Here is a 22561-nt window from a genome sequence, read left to right as displayed (position 1 = left end):
CCCGTGAGCAGCGCCCAAATCACGAGTCTAAGTGCCTGGTGCCTGACAGCGGGCACACAAAACCCCGTCGCCGTGTCAAAAGTCTCTCCAGCGCCTGGCAAAACTGCGTTTTTCCCCGGGGCACTTACTGGTATCCTTGGACGGTAGCTCATAAGACTCCGACACCACCGCATGACCACCCAAATCGATTTTTTTGGTGCCACCCACCAGGGCCAGAAACGTTCGGTCAATCAGGACCGAATTCTGGTGCGCCAGGCGAAGGCCAGTGATGTTGCGCTGCTCGCCGTGGCCGACGGCATGGGCGGAGAGGCGGCTGGCGACCGCGCAGCGGAGCTGGTTGTCGGCGCCATTGCCAACGCGTTGGGCGGTGGGCTTAAGCCGAGTCACTATTTTGATCAACTCGATGCGATGGTGGAGGCGGCTCACGAGGCTGTCCGGGAGGCGGTGGAGGCCCAGCCCGAGCTGACGACCATGGGGACTACGCTTACGATGGCCTGCTGCGACTGGCCGCGGCTCTTTGTGGTGCACGTCGGCGACAGCCGCTGCTACCGCCTGCACAACGGCGAGCTCACGAGGCTGACCAATGATCACACTGTAGCCCAGCGCTTCGTCGACGAAGGCGTGATGTCGAAGGACGAGGCCGAAAACTCGCCGATGGCCCATCAGCTGTGGAACGTGATCACGAGCAGCCGGGACATCCGACCAGAACGGGTGGAAATTCAGCTGACGGCCGGCGATGCGATCCTGCTGTGCAGCGATGGGCTGACCAAACACGTCAGCGATGCAGCAATCACGACCACCATCGCCGCGGCAAAAACGGCGAAAGAAGCCTGTCGTGAACTGATCTCCCAGGCCAACAGCGACGGCGGCACGGACAATATTTCGGTCATCGTCGGCCGGTTTTCCAACTCCTAGCCCCCAAGGCTTCGGGCGGGTGGCGTTTTCTTCGACAAATCACGAATTTTTCATCCAAATTTGGTAAGTTACGCTGACGTCAAAAAACGGTTTCTCGAGACAAATCCATGAAAACACTGATTTTAGTTGCCGCCACGCTGCTCAGCTCCACCGCGATTGCCGCTGGTGACGCCGAGAAGGGTAAAGCCCTGTACGCCACCTGCGTGGCTTGTCACGGCCCCAACGGTAAGGGTATGGATGCGCTGAGCGCGCCCAACCTGACCGGCCTGCAGGAGTGGTATTTCGTTCGCCAGCTGAACAACTTCAAGGCCGGCATCCGTGGCACCAATCCCCAGGACATCTATGGGGCCCAGATGCGACCGATGTCTATGACCCTTCCCGACGATCAGGCCATGAAAGACGTCTACGCGTACATCCAAACGCTGAACGACTAATTCTACCGGGCCGCCGCCTTCGCAGCGGCCCGTTCTTTGGCGGCCTCTGCCGCTCAGTGCTGTCTGGTTATTCATGCCACCGCACCGCTCTCACCCTACTTACAAACACCGCTTCCGCCTCGCGGAGACACGCTATGAAAAGACTTTCTACCGGACTGCTGCCAGCCCTGCTGCTGTCGGCCACCGCCACCGTGCGCGCTGATTCGCTAACCATCGAGCGGCTTTTTGCGAGTCCTGATCTGTCCGGCACCGCGCCGGTGGCGCTGAAGTTCTCCCCAGACGGTGAGCGCGTCAGCTATCTGAAGGGCAAAGCGGAAGACGCCCGACAGCAGGACCTGTGGGAGTACCACCTGGCTGATGGCCGCCACCAGCTATTGGTCGATTCGACCGCGCTGACGCCGGGCGGCGAACAGCTCGACGAGGTGGAGAAGGCGCGTCGGGAGCGAATGCGGATTCGCGGCAAAGGCATCGTCGAGTATTTTTGGGCGCCCGACGGGCAGCAGCTGCTGTTCCCGCTCGGTGGGGATCTATACCTGTATCGGCTAGCGGATCAGGCGGTTAGCCGGCTGACTCGCAGCGAAGCCTTCGAAACCGACCCTAAGGTGTCTCCCAGTGGCAGCCTGGTGTCGTTTGTCCGTGACCAGGATCTCTGGGTGGTGAACGCTGACGGGAGCGGGGTACGGCCGCTGACACGTGATGGTGAGGGACCGGTTCGCAACGCGATGGCCGAGTTCATCGCCATGGAAGAGATGGACCGGGATACGGGGTACTGGTGGTCGCCCGACGATCGCTTTATCGCTTTCACGCAGATCGACGAAAGCCCGGTTGAGATGGCGAGCCGCTACCAGATTTTCGACGACAGTTTCCGGGTCACTAACGAGCGTTACCCGTTTGCCGGGCAGAAAAACGTCACGATTCGACTGGGTATCGTCGACGTGACGTCCGGCCAGGTGACCTGGGCAGATCTCGGTTCCCAAGCGGACATTTATCTGGCGCGCGTCAACTGGTCGCCCGAAGGGCGGCTGCTCGTGCAGCGGCAGAGCCGCGACCAGAAAACTCTGGATCTGATGGAGGTGAATCTGGCCGACGGCGCCTCTCGAACCATACTCACTGAAAAATCCGACGTCTGGCTCAATCTGCATCACAACCTCACCTTTCTCGATGAGACGCCGGACCAGTTTCTTTGGACCTCTGAGCGTAGCGGTTTTCAGCACATCTACCGCTTCGCTATGAATGGCGAAATGCTGGGTCAGCTGACCAGCGGCAGCTGGGCTGTCAGCGAGATCAAGGCCGTCAACGAGTCGCGCAACCGCGTGCTGTTTGATGGCTTCAAAGACGGGGTGCTCGAGAAACACTTGTTTGAGGTGAACCTGACCTCCGATGCCTCATCAACGCCGATCCCGGAAGTACGACGGGTCACCACCGGAGAAGGTTGGCACGAGACCGTGGTGAGCGACAGCGGCGCATTCATTGACAATTTCTCCAGCCGCAGCCAGCCGCCGCAGGTCAGCGTGCACAATCCCAGCGGTGATCGGCTGACCTGGCTGGCGGAGAATGCCCTTGCGGCGGGACACCCCTACCACGCTTTTGTCGACGCACACTCGGTGCCCGAGTTCGGGTCGCTGGAAGCCAGCGACGGCCAAACGCTCAACTATTCGCTCCTCAAGCCAGCCGATTTTGATCCCGACCGAACCTATCCGGCCATCGTTTATGTTTACGGCGGTCCGCATGCACAGGTGGTGAACAATCAGTGGGGCCGTGATTTTGTGTTTCACCAGTACCTGCAGCAGCAGGGCTACGTGGTGTTCAGCATCGACAATCGCGGCAGTGCCAATCGCGGTACCGCCTTTGAGTTTCCCATCCACCGCCAGATGTCGCTCGTTGAGGTGGCCGATCAGAAAGCGGGCGCGGAGTTTCTCAAGCAGCTCGACTACGTCGACGCTGACCGCGTGGGCATCTACGGCTGGTCTTATGGGGGCTACATGACACTGATGACATTGATGCAAGAACCCGGGGTATGGGCAGCCGGCATATCGGGGGCACCCGTGACAGACTGGGCGCTCTACGACACCCACTACACCGAGCGCTATATGGCGACGCCCGCTGACAATCCCGATGGCTATGCAAAATCCAACGTGTTGAGCTATGTCGACCAGCTCGATGATCCGCTGCTTCTGATCCACGGCATGGCTGACGACAACGTGCTGCTGAACCACTCAACCGCGCTGCTTCGGGCGCTGCAGGTCGGGGGCAAATCGTTTGAAACCATGCTGTATCCCAACGAGACGCATGGCTTTCGGGACCCCGCCATCAACACCCATCGCACCCGTCTGATGATGGACTTTTTCGATCGGCACCTGAAGCCGAAGCCTGCTTCCTGAAACGTTAGGCAGGCCACCCTAAGGCGCGCTACAGCATCCTATGTCGCGTACTTCCGCAGCTGGGGACTCCGTCCTCAGCTGATCAGTTTTCGCGTGTTGCTACCAATCTCTGGGCCTGTTCTCGCCGGCCGTCAGCGCTAAACTGGCGCTGATTCAGGAGTGCACCGAGATGGAAAAACTGCTGCAGGAGACGGCACATCGGGCTGCTGACTACCTAAAAGACAACCGTGATCGCTCCGTCGCCCCATCGCCGGAGGCGGTCCACGCCTTGGCGGCCCTGGACGAGGCGCTGCCGGAGGAGCCTGCTGAGCCAGAGACGGTGCTCGCCCTGCTGGACGACATTGTCTCGCCGGCGACGGTATGCATGACCGGACCACGGTTTTTTGGGTTTGTGATCGGCGGTGCTCTACCGGCGACGGTGGCCGCCAGCTGGCTTGCGACAGCTTGGGATCAGAACGCCGCCCTTCACAACGTGACGCCGGGTCCCGCGATTCTTGAGCAGGTTGCGCTGAACTGGGTGTTGGAGCTGCTCGACTTTGCTCCGGACTGCGGTGGCGCGCTGGTGACGGGTGCGACGGTGGCAAACTTCACGGCCTTGGCCGCAGCCCGAAACCAGGTGCTGACCCAAGCGGGCTGGGATGTTGAAGCTGACGGCCTCTGCGGCGCGCCAGAGATCACGGTGCTTGCCGGAGAAGAAGCTCATCCGTCGATGCTGAAATCGCTGGGCATGCTTGGCCTGGGTCGCAATCGGGTGGTTCGTGTGGCGGTTGATGACCAAGGCCGGATGCGAGCTGACCGCCTACCGAAAATCACCGGCCCGACGATCGTCTGCACGCAGGCCGGGAACGTCAACACCGGCGCGTTCGACCCGATCGGCGACATCTGCGCCGCCGTTCAGCCGGCCGGCGCCTGGGTGCATGTCGACGCAGCCTTTGGACTTTGGGTCGGCGCAGTGCCGTCGCTCCAGGGCCTGTGCCCTGGGCTTGCCGACGCCGATTCCTGGGCCACCGACTGTCACAAGATGCTCAACGTTCCCTATGATTGTGGGCTGGCCCTGGTTCGTGATCCGAAGCCGCTGCAGCGGGCGATGGCCATCACGGCTGACTACCTGCCGACAACATCAACGGAAAGAAACCCCTCTGACTTCACGCCCGAGCTGTCGCGCCGGGCCCGCGGCGTTGAGGTGTGGGCGGCGCTAAGATCGCTAGGTCGATCTGGACTTGTGCAGATGGTCGAGGACATGTGCCGTCACGCCAGTCGTTTCGCCACGGGACTTACAGACGCCGGTTTCGAGATTCTAAATGAAGTTGAGTTCAACCAGGTGCTGGTGAGCTTCGGCAGCAGCGAGCAAACGCTGACGGTCGTGAAAGCCGTGCAGCAGGACGGGACGTGCTGGTGCGGCAGCACCGTTTGGCAGGGTCAGACCGCGATGCGGATCAGCGTTTGCTGCTGGGCCACTGCGGACCAAGACGTTGAGCTGAGCATCGCTGCCATCACGCGCTGCGCAAGAGCCGTGTGGAGTCAGTGAGCCGCGCGGCCCACTAGGGCATCAGCGCCTCAAAACTGTCTTTGAACAGCATATCGAGCAGCTCGATGCTGACCGTTGACAACGCCACCCCGTTTTCGCCGCTGTCCAGCGTATACGAGAATGCCACCTGTCCAGCATCATTGAGACCGTTTTGTGCATTGCCGATCGTGTTCGCCTCCAGTGGCCAAAGCGGCAGTGCGGCGCCCAGCGCGGTGATGGTGCCCCCTGCCAGCGACTGACCGACTCTGACCACTTCGGTCAGTCCAGCCTGCGGGTCAAAAAGATAGAGGCCGAGAGCCTGCGGCAGCCCGGGCCGGACCACCGTGGCAGAGATCAGCACCTGGCCGGCGTCATTCAGGCTATAGCCGTTAAAGCTATTGATCAGCCCGCCTTCCGCCGGGATAACCAGATCGCCTTCACTGGCAACCGACAGCACAGCGCCGTCTCGACGCATGACCAGGCGCTGAATTCGGTTGTTGTCGGAGGACAGAATCGCATAGAGCAAGTCGCCGCGGTCGTTGAGCTGGAGGCCTGACGCCACAGCCAGCAGAGTGCCCCCTACGGTGCCGGTGCCTGTTCGGGTTAGCTCCGTCAGCCCGGTACCTTCATCCAGATAGACACCAACATAATCGGTCGTGACGTCGTCGACGCCCCCGACCAGCGCTACCGCAGAGCTGTCGTTGATCGCCGCGGGAAGACGCGGATCCACGATAAAGGTACCGAGACCGTCCGGGGCTGCCGCGCCGGTCTGGTTAATCAATCGGATATTTGACGGGTCACCGACAAAATGGCCGAAGGCATCATTCGCCACATTGAGCCGCGCAATCACCTCGCCGCCGTTGTTCATACCGAAAGCCCGCAGTGCGACCAGCGTATTGGCCCCAGGCAGCGCCTGTCCCGTTCCGAACACGGCCTCGGTGACCAGACCGTCGCTGCGCACCAAAAGGTTCTGCGTGTCGCTGTCCAGCAGGTAGGCAAGCTGGCCGACATCATTCATCAAAAAGCCCAGCACCGCAGCGCCGATCCGCAGATTGTCGCCGAAGGGCAGGTCCTCACCTTGCTGCACTACCGTACTGACAGCTTGTCCGTCGCTACGGTAGATGGCGTCCTGGTTGTCGCTGTCGGAAGCGAGAAAAGCCACCTCCCCAGCCTGGTCAATCCCCAGCAGCTGACGACGCGTAAGCTGGCCCGCCACCCGCAGGACATCCAGATCCAGAAGATTGCCAGCGGCCGAGGGATCGCCACCGCGGGCCATGGCGTTCACCGCGCCCGAGCTGGCGCGGAAGAGGCCAAGATCATCGATCGGATCTGGGTTGGTGGTCGCGAGCAAGCTGGCAACAAACAGAGCCTGACCACTGTTGTTCAGCACCGGCGGCGTAAACTGATCTCCGAATACGCCGTTACCGTCGGGAGACGGGTCGCCGGAGCTAACGATGACTTCGGTGACCACGGAGAACTGCGGCGAATCTCCAGCGATTGAGGGGTTCAAACCCACGCTGAGCGATAGCGCTATCCAAACTGACATCAGGTTTCTAACTAGCAAACTGCCTCTCCCGGATGATGCTGTTTTCCTTACTATCGTTAAAACGTCGGCGTTTGCGTCACCTTTTTTGGGGAGCAGGCCTCGACCCAATCGGTCAGCGCCCGCCCGGCGGCCGGACTCAGCGCTCGCAGCGGCTGCCACCGGCCATCAGCCTGAGCCAGAATCGCCTGGGCCGATCGGCAGAGCTGATGGCCTTCAGCAAGGTAGTCACTGTCTTCGAGCAGCTGAGCCTGAAACAGCAGATAGCGAAGGCGCAAGGTGCTGAGGCCAGCTGCATGACTGAGCAGACTGTCGAGAGCAGCGGGCGGCTCCGCCGCCTGGCCTTTGCTGACCCCGATCAGCTCGAGCTCAGCCCGGGTCAGCAGGCTGTTCAGGCGGTCGATGTTGTCCGGAGGCAGTACGGCAAGGCGCCGGTCAGCCTCGTCCAGCAAATTTGTCGCCGTCCGCTGGTCCCGCGCGCTGCCCCGTGTCCTCAATTGGGTCAGACGGATCAGGTGAATGGCCAGCACCGGGGAAGTGTCTCCCAGGAGCGAGCGCAGCTGAGTGACCTGCTCGGCGAGCGCACTCGCGGCTGCGTCATCCTCGCTGAGGTGAGCCAGCCAGGATTGCTCAGCGGCGAGCAGCACGCTTCGGTAATGCGCCGGACCGTAAGAATCGGCGAAAAACTTGACCAGCGCCGCGGTTCGCCGGCTGGCCTGCTCCAACTCCCCCTGCTGAATCAGCCGCTGGTAATCACGGAACTGGACGTCAGCAATCGGCGCTGAGTCTGCCCCGAATACTTCTCCGTAGATGTCCCCGGCAGCGGCAAAATCCGCTGCTGCCTCGTCGAACCGCTCGAGCCCGGTCAGCGCAATTCCGCGCATGTAGTGAATGTTTCCCCGGACGCTTTGTCGGTCGGTGGGGAGCGCTTGAATCACATCGAACAGCTCGACCACTTCTGACCAGCGTTTCATGGCCACCAGCGTCTGCATGGTGGCGAGATAGGTCCAGGGCAGTCGCCAATGATTCACCGAGAGCGCCAGCGAGCGGGCGGTTTCCGCAGCCTCCAGCGCCAGCTCGTAACGATGGGCGACCCCAGCGGTCAGGGCTCGCTGTGTCCAGTGGGCGATATCGTCTTCCAACTCTTCGCTGCGTTCCGCCGCCGCGACGGCCATCTCGCTGGCCGCTAGCGCTGCATCCATCTCGCCGAGGCCGGTAAAAACGGCGGCCAGATCGCTGGCCAGCCAGGACTTGGATCGCGGCGACATGTCCTCCTCCGCCGGAAGGTTTTTCAGCATGCTGTGCATCAGCTCAGCGACCGTCATTTGTCCATCCCCACCGGCAAACACGCTCGCCTCGCGCAGGCTTTGGGTCACGAAGCTCGAGGTTGCCCGCTCGCTGGCGAGCAGCTCGAGCGCCCGATCACGCTCCTGTTCGATCGCCTGATTTTGGCGGTAAACGCTCAGCAGGCCGGTGACCAGAACAGCAACTACGAGCACAGACAGACTTGTCGGCAGCCACTGCCGGCGGAGAAACCGGGACCATCGATAGAGCCGGCGCTGCGCCAGCGGCGTTACCGGGCGCCGAGACTGAAGCGCCTGAATGTCGAGCTTCAGGGCAAGCGCGGAAGGGTAGCGTTCCGCAGGGTCGTCGTGTGTTGCCATCTTCACGATGGCCGCAAGCTCAGCGCCGCCCACCGACGGCTCGGAGCTGACGATCAGCTCAAGAATTTTGCCCAGGGCGAAGATATCCGCCGCCACGGTGACCGGCTGGCCAGCGAGCTGCTCCGGGCTGGCAAAAGCCTGGGTGAAGCCGGCCGGTTTCTCACCGCCGAGCCCCGACAGGCCAAAGTCAATGAGTTTCACCTGGCCGGAAGCGGTCACCAGCACATTGTCGGGCTTTAGATCGAGATGCAGCACGAGGTTAGCGTGCGCAGCGATCACGGCATCTAGCAGCTGGTCGAAAAGCTCGATCCGCCGATTTCTGTCGAGCCGATGGCCGTTGAGATAGGTCAGCAGGGCTGTGCCCTCTACATACTCTGACACCACAAACGGCAGGCCACGCTCGTCAGCACCGAAGTCGAGCAGCCGGGCAATATTGCCATGCTGCAGGACACTCAGCGCTCCTGCCTCCCGCTGAATTGCAGCCAGCGCAGCCGCCGACTGGATCTGGCTGTGACCCAGCTTGGCGGCACCCTCGTGGACGATGCCGAGCTCCTCACGAGTCACGAGATACACCGAACCCATGCCGCCCTGTCCCAACGGCCGCTGGACCCGCCAACGGCCGAGCTGCGGCGGCACCTCCCGACGCATCAGCTCCTGTGCAACCGTGATGCCCGCGAGCTCGCTGAGGTCAACCGCACTGGACTCAAACGCCAGCAGTTCCCGCAATTCTTCGGCCGTAGCGTCATCGAGCGCGCCAAGATACCGGTCCCGCTGATCAACCGGCAGGGGGAGCAGCTCCGAAACGTGATGCGCTATGCTGTCGGTGCCGCTGGCAACGGATTGTTGGCGATCGTCAGACATGGAATCTTCATAGTACCGTGACCGCATCCGATGACCCCAAACAACTCGTTGACCTGATCTCGCGCTGGGCTTCCGGCGACGAATCGGTTCGCGACGCCCTCTTCCAATCGCTGGCGCCCCTGATGATGAGCCTGGCACGCCAGCAGCTCAACCGCAGTGGCAGGCAGCTATCGCTGGAATCACGCGACCTGGCAAACGAAGCCAGTATCCGCCTGCTGAAGCTGATGAACCGACCGGACTCCCAGCCGCATCTGGTCCGGCTTGTTGCCAAGATGATTCGCGCCACCTGCGTTGACCTGGCCCGTGAACGCGGCGCCGCCAAGCGCCGCGGTCAACAGGTGAGTCTCAGCCTGGCGGGACCCGCGGGCGACGCGCCTCTCGACCTGCTGGACCTCGACCAGGCGATCGGCAAACTGGCCCTGCGAGACCCTCTCGCGGCTGACGTTACGGAGCTGCGGTTTTTCTCTGGCCTGAGTGAATCGGAGACAGCGGATGTGCTGGAGGTCTCCCGCGCAACGGTCACGCGCAAATGGAAATTTGCGCGCTTGTTTCTGCGTCGAGCTCTCGATTGAGAAAAGCCGCGACACAGGTTGACGCTTTTACCGTCGGGATGGGCAGGCTATGCTGGAGCGGCAGTCGGGTCCCGTCCGGGCTGCGGGGACAACATACAACGCAGGATCGTTAAGAACACGAAGACGCAGACGCGACAGTCAGGATTCAGCGAGCGGCAGCGGGCAAGCCGCGCTTTTGCAGCGCGCGACTGCCCGATCCTTACTCACGCTGACAAAGCGTTCGATCGGCGTCGAATGACGGGGGACGTTGTCGACGGAATTCCGCGTCAATGCCTGTGGGCGCAAACCGTTGGCCGATAAGCGAGCTAGCAATGCACCGCCAGCTTTCTGGACGAGCATCCTTGAGCGGGATGTCACCTTGCTCGACGGGCAGCTCGGCACCTGGTGCTGGGATTTTGAGCAGCCGTCATTCACCTGCAGCGAGCGGCTGCTCCAACTGATCAGCACCGATCGAGCCACTTTTTCGCCGCCTCCCGACGGTTACCTCGGCCTCATCCATCCAGACGACCGGGCTCGCGAAAAAACCAAAATCAATGCGGTTCTTAACGATGGCGCGCCCTACCGGTCGGTTGTAAGGCTGCAGAAACTGAACGGTGACGAGTGTTATTGCCGCGTCGAGGCGGCGGCGGTCATGGACACCAACGCAAAGCCAACGGCGATCGTTGGTTTCATGGTGGATATTTCGACGGAGCGGCAGGCCCGTCGTCAGCTAGAGGATCTTCACGCCAACCTCGAGCTGGCCCAGCGGGCCGCGGGCTTTGGAATCTGGACGTGGGACCTGGAGAAACACGAGCTTTATTGGGACGACCGGTCGTGTGAGCTTCATGGCATGACGCGGGAGGAGCTCCCCGTACGACCAGAGGATTGGCTCAAGAATATGGACCCGGCTGAGCGCCGCAAAATGGCCGACCGTTTCAGGGAAGCGATGGAAACCCAGGCCGAGTATCAGGGCGAATATCGCATCTTTCTGCCGGGGGGCGGCGAACGGATCATTCAGGGAAATGCTGTGATCCTAAGAGATCCGTCTGGCAAACCGCTTAAGGCGGTCGGCACCAACATCGATCTCACCGAAACCCGTCGCAAGGAGGCGGCCCTGGTTGAAGCGAAGGAAATTGCGCTTCGCGCTCAGAAGGCGGAGACCATCGGGAATCTGACCGGCGGCGTCGCCCACGATTTCAACAACCTGCTGGCCGTCATCCAGGGCAACCTTGAGCTTCTCCGCGACTACATCGCGCAGATGACCGACGATCGTGAGCCGTTTGACTGCGTCGATTCCGCGATGACGGCGACAACGCGAGGGGCTGAGCTCGCGGCGAATATGCTGGCCTATGCGCGGCGAGCCAAACTTGAGCCCACCTCGATCGACGTGACGAGCCTCATCCAGGAAACCGAAAACTGGATGAAGCGAACCATTGAGAGCAACATCGAGATCGAGTCGCTCTTGGAAAGCGACCTGCCGAAGGTCCTAGCCGATCGAAGCTCCCTGCAAAACGCCCTCGTCAATCTGATCCTGAATGCCCGCGACGCGATGCCGAAAGGGGGAAAGCTGACAATTTCGGCGGAGTCCGTGCCACTCGACGGCCTGGCTTTCGAGCCGATCCGCAAGAATGGGAACCTCACCGGCTATATCGCCATCTCAGTTGCCGACTCGGGCGAAGGCATAGCGCCAGAAAAGCTGGAGAATGTGTTTGAACCGTTCTATTCGACGAAGCCCGCGGGTAAAGGCACTGGCCTCGGACTCTCGATGGTCCAGGGATTTGTCGAGCAGACCGGAGGGACTGTCACCGTGCACTCTGACGTGGGAATCGGAACAACATTCAAGATTGTGCTGCCGGTCTATGCTGAGGAGATCAAGCGGGTAAGCGGAGACGGCTCACACAGCTTCGGAACCTCATCGAGACGCAGCCTCCGAATCCTGCTGGTCGAAGACGACGAGGCTGTCATGACCACGATGACGCGGATGCTCGAAAAGGTCGGGCACAGCGTTCGCCAGGCGGCCAACGGGGACCGGGCGCTGGAAATTTTTCGGTTATCGCAGCGGTTTGATCTGCTGATTACGGATCTCATGATGCCCGGAACCCTGCAGGGTTATGAGGTGGTTGAAGAGATCAGGAAACTGAAGCCGGCGATGCCGGTGATCATGATTTCCGGCTATGCCTACGAAGCGGCGGAAGGCGACCTCCAGCGAGCTTCGGACATCTCCGTACTGATTAAGCCGGTCACGCAGATTGAGCTGCTTCGCGCGATAGACCAGGTAACCTTCGGCCTCGGAACGTCCGTGCCTCGCGCGAACTAGCGTTTATCGCACCATCTTAAAACGGGCTTTGGGTCGAAGTTAACGCAGCGCCAGACGCGTTAACGCGCTTTGAGACCGGGGAGACCGTCGAGACTCTCCGCGTTGTTTTTAGCCCGATAGGCCTGCATCTCCTCTTCGGTCTTACTCTCGACCCAGGTCTCCATGGCGGTGCGTTCGCCGGTATGCTCATACAACGGGACCGCGTAACCGCAGGAGTCCGCGATTCGAGTCACGTTGACGCGGATGATATTGCGGCAGGTGCAGTGCGGCGGAAACTTCGCCTTGAGCCCGTCGAACTCTTCGTCGCCAGGTTCGATCACCTCGCCGACACCGTAAAAGCGAAAGATTTTTGGCGGGCCGTCAAACGCGCAGAACATGACAACAATCCGGCCGTTTTCCTTGATGTGGGCGACGGTTTCAATGCCGCTGCCACCGTAGTCAAGGTAGGCAATCTGCTTTGGGCCCAGCACGATGAAGGTGTCGCCACCCTTGGGCGAGCAGTTGACCATCCCACCAGCATCCAGCGGCGCGGTGGCCACAAAAAACATTTTCTGCCGACCAAGCCAACGCTGGATTTTTTCGTCGATCTCCGAGAATTCTTTGCCCATGAGCACGCTCCGATTTCCACCGGATTAGCATACCGCTTTTCTCGCAATTCGCCCTACTCAGATCAGTGCCAAGCGCGCGATTGCCTGGGCCGGTTGGAACCTACGGGCTTGTGGCGGGCACCGCACAACTGACGGTCTGGCGCTGGGCGGACGCCGTCTGATTGACCGACGCTGCGGCGCTGTCCCGTCGACCGTCAACCCCAGCAAAGAAGAGACAGCGCTGAGGGTCGAATTCTGCGATCTGGACGGCACCCATGATCGAGCGCTCGCGAAGCTGATGTCCTATTTCGATAAGTCGTTTGCGCACGTCCATCGCCAGCTCCGGCTCGTGCATCAGCATGGCGGGGTACCACTGGTGGTGAACGCGGCTGGCCTGCACCGCCGCCTGAGCGTTCATGCCGAAATCAATCCGATTGAGCAGTGCCTGCATTACGGACGAGATGATCGTGGTACCCATGGGCGACCCGACAACCATCCGCACCTTGCCATCTTCAAAAACCAGTGTCGGCGTCATGCTGGACAACGGCCGTTTGCCGGGCTCCACCCGGTTAGCGTCGAAGCCAACGGCCTCCCACTCGTTGGGGATATTGGGCGCAACAGAGAAGTCATCCATTTCGTTATTCAGCACAATGCCGGTGCCCGGCACGGTGATCAGCGAGCCGAACACCGAGTTGATTGTCTGAGTCAGGGCCACCGCATTGCCGTAGCCGTCGATCACCGAAATGTGGGTTGTCCCTTCGTCGTTGGGCAACGCGTTAAACGGCTTGATATCGAGCACGGAATCCATGGAAATCCGAGCAAGCTGCTGGCTGGCATACGCCTCCGAAACCAGCTTTTGCACCGGCACATCGTCGAAGTCCGCGTCTCCGAGATACCGGGCCCGGTCGGCATAAGCCAGCTTCATGACCTCGCTGAGCAGATGAACATAGGTGCTGGAACCATGGCCAAGACTTTTCAGATCATGCTGCTCCAACATGTTGAGCATATTGAGCAGCAGTACGCCCCCGGAGCTCGGCGGCGGCATGGAGACCACTTCATAGCCCCGATAGCTGCCGCGTAGCGGCTCGCGCCATTTCACCTTGTAACCTGCCATATCCTTGGCGGTCACCGCGCGTTTGGTGGCTTTTTCGATCGCCGCCGGGACAGCGCCCTCGGTCATCGCCGCGCTGCCTTTTTTCTGAATCTGGCGCAGGGTTGTTGCCAAGTCCTTCTGGATCATATTCCAACCCATCTCGGGCGCTTTGCCGTTGTCGAGATAGATCCGAGCCGTTTCCGGATAGTCACCTAGCGTTTTGGACGCGTACTGCATGATGCGGTACTGCCAGTGGCCAGCGGGAACCCCGTTTTCTGCCAGATCGATGGCGGGCTGTACAAGCTCGGCCCAGGGCTTGGACCCATACCGACGGTGCAGCTCCTCCAGCCCCTGGACAAAGCCCGGCACGCCGACCGCATAGGGGCCGCGCCGAATCGCCTGCTGGTTAGCGGCGTACCACGCCTGATCGGCGCTGGCGGGCGCAACCTCGCGCGCATCCAGCGCGGTGGTCTGATTGCCGTCAGCCATGTGGGTGACCGCAAATAATCCGCCACCGATGCCGGAGCTAAACGGATGGGCGACCGCAGCCGCAAAGCCGCTGGCTACCGCTGCGTCTACGGCATTGCCGCCGGCGGCCAGAACGCTGGCGCCAGCAGCAGCAGCGGGACCCACGGAGCTGGCCACCATCCCATCGCGTGACCAGATGGGCTGGAAGCTGGCGGCATTGGTCTGGAGTGAACCCAGAAGGGCCAGGGCGCACAGGGCAAAAAAAGCTTTGGTGGGCAGAATTTTCATGCGGTGGCCTTGTTTTTTATCAGATGGTGATACTTCACCAGCAGCTGATCTCGGGTTTCAACGTGATTTGGGTCGCTGGGGATACACTCGACCGGGCAGACCTCCTGGCATTGGGGTACGTCGAAATGGCCGACACACTCCGTGCATTTAGCCGGGTCGATTTCGTAGATTTCAACGCCCATATAGATTGCCTCATTCGGGCATTCGGGCTCGCAGACATCACAGTTGATGCACTGATCGGTTATATACAGCGCCATGGCAAACCTATTGTGAAAATTTTTCCTTCAGCCGGCCGTGCACCAGGGGATGGACAAATTCACCGACATCTCCACCCAGCTTGGCAATTTCCTTGACCAGCGACGCGGAAATAAAGCTGTACTGTTCAGATGGGGTCAGAAACAGCGTTTCCATATCCGGATTCAGATGGCGATTCATACTGGCCAGCTGAAACTCGTATTCAAAGTCGGATACCGCTCGCAGGCCTCGCAGCAGAATGCCGGCCTTCTGCTCCCGAACAAAGTCTGCCAGCAGTGTCGCAAAGCCGACGACTTCAACGTTATCGAGGTGTCGGTCGTCAATCACTTCCTGAGCCAGGGAAATTCGCTCTTCCAGATCGAACAACGGCCCTTTGGCTGAGCTCTGGGCTACGGCTACGACCACCTTATCGAAAAGACCGCTGGCACGAATGACCAGGTCAGTGTGCCCGTGCGTTATCGGATCGAAGGTGCCGGGATATATGGCCGTTGTGGTTTTTGTCATGATCGGCGGCAAGGCGGAAAACCCGCAATTCTAAAGGCTTAAGCGGACCCTGCCCACCCAAGAAGCCGCAATCTTGCCTCCCCAACCCGGCTTTCCTTCTGCAGCGAAAACGAATCAGGCCAGACCCACTGCTGATCGATTGGCGACTCCAGGTAAACCCGAGCGCCTGGTCGAAGCCGGCTCGACAGGCCTGCGAGAAGCGCCGCCCAGTTGCCGTCGGCAAACGGCGGGTCAGCCAAAACAAGGTCAAACGACGGCTCTTGACCCGCGAGCCAATCATCCACGGACTGCTGCAGCACCTGAATTTGGCCGGGATTTTCGACTAGCTGGCTCACCGAATTGCGCAGCGCCGCAACCGCGATGGCGCTACTCTCGACAAAAACACAGCTCGCAGCACCCCGGGAGAGCGCTTCCAGGCCAAGCGCGCCGGTACCGGCGTAAAGGTCTGCGCAATCAAGACTCGTGAGATCGTGGCCCAGCCAGTTGAACAGCGTCTCGCGGGTGCGGTCACTCGATGGCCGCAGCGAGGCGACGTCCGGCACGGTAAGGCGTCGACTGCGCCAGCGACCGCCCGTGATCCGGATCTGTCCGCCAGGTTTCTTTCGGAGTCTCTTCGACATCTAAAACACATCAATCCCAGCGCGTTGACGCCACCAGAGGAGATGTCGAGCTTACAAAGAACGCATCAGCCTGCCACAGCGCACCGTCTAAGGGTCGAAAGTAGGCGGGCAAGAAGTCATAGAGCCGATACCCTTGGGCCCGAAAAAAATCGATCATCTCGTGGACGTCCGGAACCTTTCCGATGGGGATCACCGAAACCTCACAAATCACCACCTCAAAGGCATTGAGATACTTTTGACCGCCGCGAAGCGCCTTCAATTCTGCCCCCTGAAGGTCCAACTTGAGCAGATTCGGTGTCGGTTGAATTCCGTCGAGTAGCGCATCGAGAGTTGTTGCGGGCACCCGGACCAGATCGTCGCCAGCAAGCTGTCGACTTTCGTGGTCGGGCATCCGGCTGTTCGACCCTTGCTCGAGGAACTCCACTGAGTCCTGCTGCTCCTCACAGAGCGCTGCCTCAACAAGGTGAAGCTGAGCATCTGCCGCGACAAGCTTTCTCAACCCGTCCCTGGGCAAGGGTTCAAGCGCCCAGACCGGACACTGAAAAATTGTTCGGCACAGCCTAGCCCAATCGCCGTCGAATGCGCCTCCATCTACCGCGCCGCTGCACGAAAAGCCTGCTCGCTTAAGGTTTTGCATCCGGCCAGCCATCGTCGGAACACCAGCCATTTCACGAAGCCGGCGCTTAAACGCTTCAGGCAACAGACGCTTAACGCTGGCGTTAGCCATGACCTGGCCACAGGAGCTGAAACAGACGTGGGTTCATGGTGGTATTGTACGTGCCCTGTCCCCATGTAACCCGGTGAAATCGCTCATCCTGTCTCGCGCGTAATGTTTGGATTCGGTAAAAAAGACAAAGCACAAGAGGGCTCCGCACCCGCCGGCGCCACGCCCTTGGAAAAGCAGCTGGAAAAGCCGCGGGCAGGTTTTGGCAAGCGCCTGCGGCAGATGTTCTCTTTTGGTCGCAAGATCGACGACGAGCTGCTGGAGGAGCTGGAAACACTCCTACTGACCGCCGACGTCGGCGCGGAGACGACCACTGCCATCATCGACGACCTCACCGGACGAGTTAAGCGTAAGGAGCTGGACGATTCCGAGCGGCTGATGACCGCGCTTCGAGAGCTCCTGATTCAGCGCCTGACACCCGTCGCCAAGCCGCTCGAACCGGCCACCACGGACAGCCCTTTTGTGATCATGGTGGTCGGGGTCAACGGCGCCGGCAAAACCACCACCATCGGCAAACTGGCTCAGCGGCTAGGGGGCGAGGGCAAAAGCGTGCTGCTCGCTGCCGGCGACACCTTTCGGGCGGCCGCCGTGGAACAGCTCAAGACCTGGGGCGAGCGCATCAGCGTGCCCGTGATCGCGCAGAGCACAGGCTCCGACTCGGCCTCGGTCTGTTTCGACGGCCTGCAGGCGGCTAAGGCGAGAGGTGTGGATGTCATGATCGCCGACACCGCGGGTCGGCTGCATACGCAGTCCAACCTGATGGAAGAGCTCAAGAAAATTAAGCGCGTCATGGGCAAGCTGGATCCAAGTGCCCCCCACGAGGTCCTGCTGGTGCTCGACGGCACCGCTGGCCAGAACGCCCTCAATCAGGCCGCCGACTTCGGCGAAGCTGTGGGCGTCACTGGCCTGGTTGTCACCAAGCTCGACGGCACCGCCAAAGGCGGGATGGTCTTCGCCCTTGCGCAGAAGCTCGGCGTGCCGATCCGGTTTATCGGGGTCGGCGAGCGTGCAGCCGACCTTCGCGTTTTCGAGCCGGAGGCGTTTGTCGACGCCCTCCTCTAGGCCTGTTCCGCACTGATTCTTGTTAAAGGCGCGGCGGTGATGGACTCGTTTGCTCAGAAGCTGCTGGCCTGGCACAAGGTGCACGGTCGGCACGATCTGCCGTGGCAGCACCCCAGAACGGCTTACCGGGTATGGCTATCGGAGGTCATGCTGCAGCAGACGCAGGTGGCTACCGTAATCGGTTACTTCGAGCGCTTCATCGAGCGTTTTCCCACCCTGCCCCACCTGGCAGCCGCAACTGACGACGAGGTCATGGCACTGTGGGCCGGCCTCGGCTACTACAGCCGCGCCCGCAATCTGCACAAAACCGCGCGGCGCTGCGTGGCCGAACACAACGGTGACCTGCCGACGGACATCGACGAGCTCATCAAGCTCCCGGGGATCGGGCGCTCAACGGCCGGGGCGATTCTCGCGCAGGCCCACGGCATGCCCTATCCAATTTTGGACGGCAATGCCAAGCGGGTGCTTGCACGCTATCACGCCGTGGCTGGCTGGCCTGGGAAGTCCGACGTGCTGAAAACGCTTTGGAGCCTGGCGGAGCTGCACACACCGACGGAGCAGGTCACCGACTATACCCAGGCCATCATGGACCTGGGGGCGAGCCTGTGCCGGGGGCGTCAGCCGGACTGCGGCGCCTGCCCGCTGTCTTCCGGATGTCAGGCTCGTGCCGATGGAAATCCGGCCGGTTACCCCGGTAAAAAACCTAAACGCAAGATCCCCCAACGCAGCGCGTTGCTCAGCGTGTGCATTTCCGACGAGGGCTCCGTCCTGCTCGAGAAACGACCACCGTCGGGCATCTGGGGCGGTTTGTGGAGCCTTCCGATGAACGACAGCGAACCGGCTGACGTGACCGCTGACGCGCCCGTGATCCATCACACCTTCACGCACTTTAAGCTCGCGATGACGCCGGTACTGGTTGAGCCAGCCCGCCACGACGCCGTGTCGGACAGGCAAACCCGCTGGTGTGGTGCGGAAGAAGTTGCGCAACTTGGCCTGCCTCGGCCTGTACAATCCTTTCTGGATGAATTTTTCAGCGGCATGGTGACATGGCAAGAACGGTAAATTGTGTGTTGATGGGTGAAGAGGGTGAAGGGCTTGATCGGGTGCCCTACCCCGGCGAGCTCGGCCAGCGAATCTACGACCAGGTGTGTAAACAAGCCTGGAGCCAGTGGCTCGCCCATCAAACGATGCTGATCAACGAAAACCGCTGGACGCCAATCAATCCTGATCACCGCAAGCTGCTGGAACGGGAGATGGAGGACTTTTTCTTCGGTTCAGGCGGCGCCAGGCCTGCCGGCTACGTTCCCCCCGAGTGATTCTCAGTTAGAGCGCGCGGGCTCGGGACGGAAATAGTAGTTGAACGGTTGTCCGTTGAGCCGAGCGTTAAACCACAGCACCAGCAGTCCTTCCAGTTCACGCGCATAGCGGACCGGCCCCAGGTCGATCGTGTGAAACCCCATGCCATGGGCCAGCTCAGCGACGGTCGCTTTGGCGGCATTGTCGTCCCCCACCATCGGAATGGTCATTGGGCCGCCGGCCAGCTCCGGCTCGACCATGACCCGCCAGTTCAATACATGAAATGCCTTAACAACGCGCGCGCCGGGAATTGCGTTTTGTAAAGAAACGGCGACCGGCTCGAGCGATTTTGCAACCACCAGCCGGTTTTCGGTAAAGCTAAAAGCATTGGTCGGGTCGATGATGACCTTGCCTGCGAGGTCTCCGAGAGACTGCGCCACCGAAACTACCACACCAGCGGGAACCGCCAACACCACAATCTCGGCGCCCTTGACCGCGTCCGCGGGCGCGCTCACGGAAGCAGCCGCAGTTCGTGAAACCAGCTGCTGAGCCTTTTCGGCCGCCGGATCGCGGGACCCATAAACGATGGTGTGGCCGAGTTCAGCAAAGCGAGGGCCAAGGGCTCCCGCCACATCACCGGTTCCGATAACAGCGATCGTGGCAGCGGTCGCAGAAAGGGGCAAAAGGACGCAAACGCAGGCGCCAATGGCGAGCAGGCAACGGATTCTCATGAGCATCTCGGCCGTGTCAGGGTGAGGGCTTGACCTCACCATGGAAACGATCAGGAATCAACCGACAGCCCGGCCGGCGAGCCAGCCAGCACAACCTTGACGCCCTGCCGCGCAAAAGGTCTAATAGCGCCCCTCGCGACACCCTCCAACACCGATGGCCAGGTAGCTCAGTCGGTAGAGCAGCGGACTGAAAATCCGCGTGTCGGCAGTTCGATTCTGCCCCTGGCCACCATTCATTCAACGACTTACGCCGCACCCAACATCCTGGGATTTTTTCTTGCGTGAGTCAGGACACGCTAATTCGTCTCAAAACGACCAATTCGGGGCGGTTTCCTTTCCGTTCGCACACCGTATTGGCAGCCTCAATGAGCCTCGTAAGCTCCGCCGCCGAGTAGTGTGTGGTCATGCGATCCGAACGGTGACCCAGTAGATCCTGCCGATCTTCGAAACTCACTCCAGCGGCCCTCAATCGGCGGCCGAAAGTGTGCTTCAAATCATGGACCCGAACCTGCGGGAGTCCAACGGCTTTTCGAACCCTGCACCAGGAGCTATTGAGCATCCTTTGTACCGGCTTGCCTCGATGGGTGAAGACATTGTAGGGGTGTTTGCCCCGTCGTGAATTCACCACCGAGCGGGCAATGTTGTTCAAGACAATCAGCCGTTCGTCGCCGTTTTTTACGAAACTTCCTGGAACAATGAACACAAAGGTATCCAGCTGTGGAACCTTCACTTCCCAATCCCAGCGCAAACGACAAATCTCGCTGTCTCGGCAGCCAGTATTGACCGCAAATAGCGCCATCTCCGCGAGATGTGACGGAAGCTGTGAAAACAGCTGTTGTTGCTCGTCCCAGTTCAGCGGATACGGCTGTCGCTTGTTGGTATCGGGAAGCAGCTTGATTCGTGGCGCGCGGTCCAACCAGGTTAGACCCTGTTCGTCGAACCATTCGTATTCGGCGAGATTCAAGATACGCCGAACCACTTTCAAACCGTGGTTTATTGTTCCGGTTGCCCTACCCTCCTCTCGTCGATGATCGATCCATGGATCGAGTGTGCCGCGATGAATGCGGTTGATTGGCAGATCCCCGATGAACGGCATCAGTTGCTTGAGACAACAGATGTCTCGGTTGAGTGACCGCTTGTGCTGGTTCTCACGAACAAATTTGATCGCCGCCTGCTCGAACGTTCTATCCGGCCTGACGCCGTAGACCTTGGCGCTGCGAATCGTCTCGGATAGCCTGGCTAAGTATCGCTGCGCTTCGGCGAGTTCAGCTGAGCCAGTGCTTTGGCAAACTCTGAGCCCTTCGATCCGTTTGTCGATGTGCCAAATCCCCGATCTCTTGACAAGACCGGGTGTCTTTTTGCGTCCCATAGTGATTCTCCTTGCAATCGACCGGGACGCCCGTTGCGGGAGATATAGTCGTCCACCCACTGGTCGAGTTCAAGTCGGTCAAAAGCAATTCCATGTCGGCCGATGGGCACCCTCGTCAGGAACGGCCGCACCTCCCGATTAAATCGGTTTCGATCCATTCCGAGGTAGGCCGGCGCGTCGCGAAGACGCAAAAGCCTGGGTGTAATCACGGCACGCCGGTTCATAGTTTGTTCGTGCCGCCAGTGTTTCGCCTAAGGTTGATTGAACGATATGAATCGCTGCGATTCCGCGGTCGTAGGAAACGGCATCGCGCGTTTGATTGGTTTTTCAGATTTCTCAATGGTGTTGGCATGTTGGTTAGTGTTTCTGACCTATCCGTCGCCGTAGCAAACGAAACCATTTAGGCACAGGTCCGGGGACACCACTCCCCATTCATCTGAAAGCGCCTGAGCATCAGGCAACGCCGGTTCTCCTCGTTGAGGATGGTTCCGGCGCAAAATCTAACGTCCATACGGACGAATGAATTGAATGTGGTATCAAGTTTGATCACCTCCTTAACCTTTAGGACCGAAGTCGAATTGATAGTGAGTACGCGTTATTGGCGCGGCTCGAATACAACCGAAGTTGTGTAGGGCGTTAGCCCGAAGAGTTCCTCAGAGCCGCTGAGGAGCCGGTTGTGGGATTAACTATACGACCAGATCACTCGCCCGTACCGGAAAATTCCGGGCCGAATACCCCGCAGTTATTGGGTTTGCGGCCCGCGTCACTACAGGCTTCGCTGGTAGTGACGCGGGCAAGCGTCTAGTTGGTACACCGCGACAATCATCGGATCTTTGGGTACGTGGCAATCGTCGATTGCTTGAACACCATGAATGAGCAGTTGAAAACTAAGAGGCTTGGGAGCGGCCAAACCAGAGGTGATTCGTTTGGATTTGCGAATCGAACAGGAATCGGGGACCTCGGCTAACGCGACCCAACCTGGGTGGCTCGATCAAAAGGGGGGGGTAGAGCACACTTCGGCCGCGCAACGCGCAGTAGCCGAAAAAGTAGCATGCGGAGGCTTTTGGTGCCTAAAGTCCGAGTTATTGTTTCTGTGTTGCGAAAACGGCGACAAAAAGCCCGGTGCCAATGCGATTGAGTTTATTTTGAGAACTTTTAGGCGAGAAAAAACTCAGGTACGGCTTTTACGGCGTTACTGTTCTCATTGAGAACAGGTGTATATCCTCCCGTCGTGGGATCGGGATCAGAAAAGGGGAGGCGAGTGGTCGGACGACTAATTGGCTTCGAGGTTATATTGAAACCGACCTGGAGTCAATATGTTCAATTAAATCAGTTATTTAGCAGAATGCTAAAAACTCTTCCGGCGTTCAAGATGCCGTTGTCCTATGGGT

The 22561-nt window shown here is 60.1% G+C and carries 19 protein-coding genes and 1 tRNA gene; 10 read left to right on the top strand and 10 right to left on the bottom strand.

Features of this window, described 5'->3' with window-relative positions:
- The first annotated feature begins 171 nt into the window (after positions 1 to 171).
- The 4 genes from AAF358_11760 (at position 172) to AAF358_11745 (ending at position 5258) form a co-directional block, all read left to right on the top strand.
- Positions 172 to 915, top strand: a complete 744-nt coding sequence (locus AAF358_11760; GenBank protein MEM7706223.1) for a protein phosphatase 2C domain-containing protein — start codon at positions 172 to 174, stop codon at positions 913 to 915.
- A 107-nt stretch (positions 916 to 1022) separates the two neighbouring features.
- Positions 1023 to 1349: a c-type cytochrome gene (locus AAF358_11755; protein MEM7706222.1), complete on the top strand. Its 327-nt coding sequence runs from the start codon at positions 1023 to 1025 to the stop codon at positions 1347 to 1349.
- A gap of 134 nt (positions 1350 to 1483) precedes the next feature.
- Entirely contained in the window at positions 1484 to 3730 is a 2247-nt protein-coding gene (locus AAF358_11750) for a DPP IV N-terminal domain-containing protein (GenBank protein ID MEM7706221.1), read from the top strand.
- Between the two features lie 169 nt (positions 3731 to 3899).
- Entirely contained in the window at positions 3900 to 5258 is a 1359-nt protein-coding gene (locus tag AAF358_11745; protein MEM7706220.1) for a pyridoxal-dependent decarboxylase, read from the top strand.
- Positions 5259 to 5271: 13 nt separating this feature from the next.
- Here AAF358_11745 and AAF358_11740 read toward each other — a convergent pair whose 3' ends face one another.
- Both AAF358_11740 and AAF358_11735 read right to left on the bottom strand, forming a co-directional pair.
- Positions 5272 to 6783 carry a choice-of-anchor tandem repeat NxxGxxAF-containing protein gene (locus AAF358_11740; protein ID MEM7706219.1) on the bottom strand — a complete coding sequence of 504 codons (1512 nt, stop codon included), beginning with the start codon at positions 6781 to 6783 and terminating at the stop codon, positions 5272 to 5274.
- A gap of 56 nt (positions 6784 to 6839) precedes the next feature.
- Entirely contained in the window at positions 6840 to 9305 is a 2466-nt protein-coding gene (locus AAF358_11735) for a serine/threonine-protein kinase (GenBank protein ID MEM7706218.1), read from the bottom strand.
- A 17-nt stretch (positions 9306 to 9322) separates the two neighbouring features.
- On the opposite strand from AAF358_11735, the gene AAF358_11730 reads away from it, so the two are divergent.
- Together AAF358_11730 and AAF358_11725 are read left to right on the top strand one after the other, a co-directional pair.
- The gene (locus AAF358_11730; GenBank protein MEM7706217.1) at positions 9323 to 9877 is read left to right on the top strand and encodes a sigma-70 family RNA polymerase sigma factor; all 555 of its coding nucleotides are present in this window, start codon (positions 9323 to 9325) and stop codon (positions 9875 to 9877) included.
- 289 nt (positions 9878 to 10166) lie between these two features.
- On the top strand, positions 10167 to 12173 hold the full coding sequence (locus AAF358_11725; GenBank protein ID MEM7706216.1) for a PAS domain-containing protein: 2007 nt from the start codon (positions 10167 to 10169) through the stop codon (positions 12171 to 12173).
- A gap of 59 nt (positions 12174 to 12232) precedes the next feature.
- Here the strand turns inward: AAF358_11725 and AAF358_11720 are convergent, their stop codons facing one another.
- The 6 genes from AAF358_11720 to AAF358_11695 form a co-directional block, all read right to left on the bottom strand.
- Positions 12233 to 12781 carry a pyridoxamine 5'-phosphate oxidase family protein gene (locus tag AAF358_11720; GenBank protein ID MEM7706215.1) on the bottom strand — a complete coding sequence of 183 codons (549 nt, stop codon included), beginning with the start codon at positions 12779 to 12781 and terminating at the stop codon, positions 12233 to 12235.
- Between the two features lie 100 nt (positions 12782 to 12881).
- Positions 12882 to 14609, bottom strand: coding sequence for a gamma-glutamyltransferase (ggt, locus tag AAF358_11715; protein ID MEM7706214.1), 1728 nt, complete (start codon positions 14607 to 14609; stop codon positions 12882 to 12884).
- A complete protein-coding gene (locus AAF358_11710; protein MEM7706213.1) occupies positions 14606 to 14866 on the bottom strand; it encodes a YfhL family 4Fe-4S dicluster ferredoxin in 261 nt (86 codons plus the stop codon). The genes ggt and AAF358_11710 overlap by 4 nt, the downstream gene beginning before the upstream one ends.
- Before the next feature lie 7 nt (positions 14867 to 14873).
- The gene (coaD, locus tag AAF358_11705; protein ID MEM7706212.1) at positions 14874 to 15368 is read right to left on the bottom strand and encodes a pantetheine-phosphate adenylyltransferase; all 495 of its coding nucleotides are present in this window, start codon (positions 15366 to 15368) and stop codon (positions 14874 to 14876) included.
- 38 nt (positions 15369 to 15406) lie between these two features.
- Positions 15407 to 15988: a 16S rRNA (guanine(966)-N(2))-methyltransferase RsmD gene (rsmD, locus tag AAF358_11700; GenBank protein MEM7706211.1), complete on the bottom strand. Its 582-nt coding sequence runs from the start codon at positions 15986 to 15988 to the stop codon at positions 15407 to 15409.
- A 10-nt stretch (positions 15989 to 15998) separates the two neighbouring features.
- Entirely contained in the window at positions 15999 to 16625 is a 627-nt protein-coding gene (locus AAF358_11695; GenBank protein MEM7706210.1) for an FkbM family methyltransferase, read from the bottom strand.
- A 192-nt stretch (positions 16626 to 16817) separates the two neighbouring features.
- On the opposite strand from AAF358_11695, the gene ftsY reads away from it, so the two are divergent.
- The 3 genes from ftsY to AAF358_11680 are packed head-to-tail and all read left to right on the top strand — an operon-like array spanning position 16818 to position 19090.
- Positions 16818 to 17774, top strand: a complete 957-nt coding sequence (ftsY, locus tag AAF358_11690; protein ID MEM7706209.1) for a signal recognition particle-docking protein FtsY — start codon at positions 16818 to 16820, stop codon at positions 17772 to 17774.
- Between the two features lie 39 nt (positions 17775 to 17813).
- A complete protein-coding gene (gene mutY / locus AAF358_11685; GenBank protein MEM7706208.1) occupies positions 17814 to 18836 on the top strand; it encodes an A/G-specific adenine glycosylase in 1023 nt (340 codons plus the stop codon).
- Positions 18821 to 19090: an oxidative damage protection protein gene (locus tag AAF358_11680; GenBank protein MEM7706207.1), complete on the top strand. Its 270-nt coding sequence runs from the start codon at positions 18821 to 18823 to the stop codon at positions 19088 to 19090. The genes mutY and AAF358_11680 overlap by 16 nt, the downstream gene beginning before the upstream one ends.
- Before the next feature lie 3 nt (positions 19091 to 19093).
- Here the strand turns inward: AAF358_11680 and AAF358_11675 are convergent, their stop codons facing one another.
- Complete coding sequence (locus AAF358_11675; GenBank protein ID MEM7706206.1) at positions 19094 to 19801, bottom strand: NAD(P)-binding domain-containing protein; 708 nt, start codon at positions 19799 to 19801, stop codon at positions 19094 to 19096.
- Between the two features lie 156 nt (positions 19802 to 19957).
- Between AAF358_11675 and AAF358_11670 the strand changes: the two genes are divergently transcribed.
- Positions 19958 to 20033: transfer RNA gene (locus tag AAF358_11670), tRNA-Phe, on the top strand.
- Between the two features lie 54 nt (positions 20034 to 20087).
- Here the strand turns inward: AAF358_11670 and AAF358_11665 are convergent.
- Complete coding sequence (locus tag AAF358_11665; protein ID MEM7706205.1) at positions 20088 to 21170, bottom strand: site-specific integrase; 1083 nt, start codon at positions 21168 to 21170, stop codon at positions 20088 to 20090.
- Positions 21171 to 22561 lie beyond the last annotated feature (1391 nt).

The sequence above is a fragment of the Pseudomonadota bacterium genome, assembly GCA_039033415.1.
Lineage (GTDB): Bacteria > Pseudomonadota > Gammaproteobacteria > Xanthomonadales > SZUA-38 > JANQOZ01.
The sequence above is the reverse complement of the archived record's forward strand: the minus strand, read 5'-3'. Positions and strand labels throughout refer to the sequence as shown.

Bases quoted from the DNA above. Each gene is read 5' to 3' on its own strand.
- AAF358_11760 (MEM7706223.1), top strand. From the start codon at position 172: ATGACCACCCAAATCGATTTTTTTGGTGCCACCCACCAGGGCCAGAAA.
- AAF358_11755 (MEM7706222.1), top strand. From the start codon at position 1,023: ATGAAAACACTGATTTTAGTTGCCGCCACGCTGCTCAGCTCCACCGCG.
- AAF358_11750 (MEM7706221.1), top strand. From the start codon at position 1,484: ATGAAAAGACTTTCTACCGGACTGCTGCCAGCCCTGCTGCTGTCGGCC.
- AAF358_11745 (MEM7706220.1), top strand. From the start codon at position 3,900: ATGGAAAAACTGCTGCAGGAGACGGCACATCGGGCTGCTGACTACCTA.
- AAF358_11740 (MEM7706219.1), bottom strand. From the start codon at position 6,783: ATGTCAGTTTGGATAGCGCTATCGCTCAGCGTGGGTTTGAACCCCTCA.
- AAF358_11735 (MEM7706218.1), bottom strand. From the start codon at position 9,305: ATGTCTGACGATCGCCAACAATCCGTTGCCAGCGGCACCGACAGCATA.
- AAF358_11720 (MEM7706215.1), bottom strand. From the start codon at position 12,781: ATGGGCAAAGAATTCTCGGAGATCGACGAAAAAATCCAGCGTTGGCTT.
- ggt (MEM7706214.1), bottom strand. From the start codon at position 14,609: ATGAAAATTCTGCCCACCAAAGCTTTTTTTGCCCTGTGCGCCCTGGCC.
- AAF358_11710 (MEM7706213.1), bottom strand. From the start codon at position 14,866: ATGGCGCTGTATATAACCGATCAGTGCATCAACTGTGATGTCTGCGAG.
- coaD (MEM7706212.1), bottom strand. From the start codon at position 15,368: ATGACAAAAACCACAACGGCCATATATCCCGGCACCTTCGATCCGATA.
- rsmD (MEM7706211.1), bottom strand. From the start codon at position 15,988: ATGTCGAAGAGACTCCGAAAGAAACCTGGCGGACAGATCCGGATCACG.
- AAF358_11695 (MEM7706210.1), bottom strand. From the start codon at position 16,625: ATGCAAAACCTTAAGCGAGCAGGCTTTTCGTGCAGCGGCGCGGTAGAT.
- ftsY (MEM7706209.1), top strand. From the start codon at position 16,818: ATGTTTGGATTCGGTAAAAAAGACAAAGCACAAGAGGGCTCCGCACCC.
- mutY (MEM7706208.1), top strand. From the start codon at position 17,814: ATGGACTCGTTTGCTCAGAAGCTGCTGGCCTGGCACAAGGTGCACGGT.
- AAF358_11680 (MEM7706207.1), top strand. From the start codon at position 18,821: ATGGCAAGAACGGTAAATTGTGTGTTGATGGGTGAAGAGGGTGAAGGG.
- AAF358_11675 (MEM7706206.1), bottom strand. From the start codon at position 19,801: ATGAGAATCCGTTGCCTGCTCGCCATTGGCGCCTGCGTTTGCGTCCTT.
- AAF358_11665 (MEM7706205.1), bottom strand. From the start codon at position 21,170: ATGGGACGCAAAAAGACACCCGGTCTTGTCAAGAGATCGGGGATTTGG.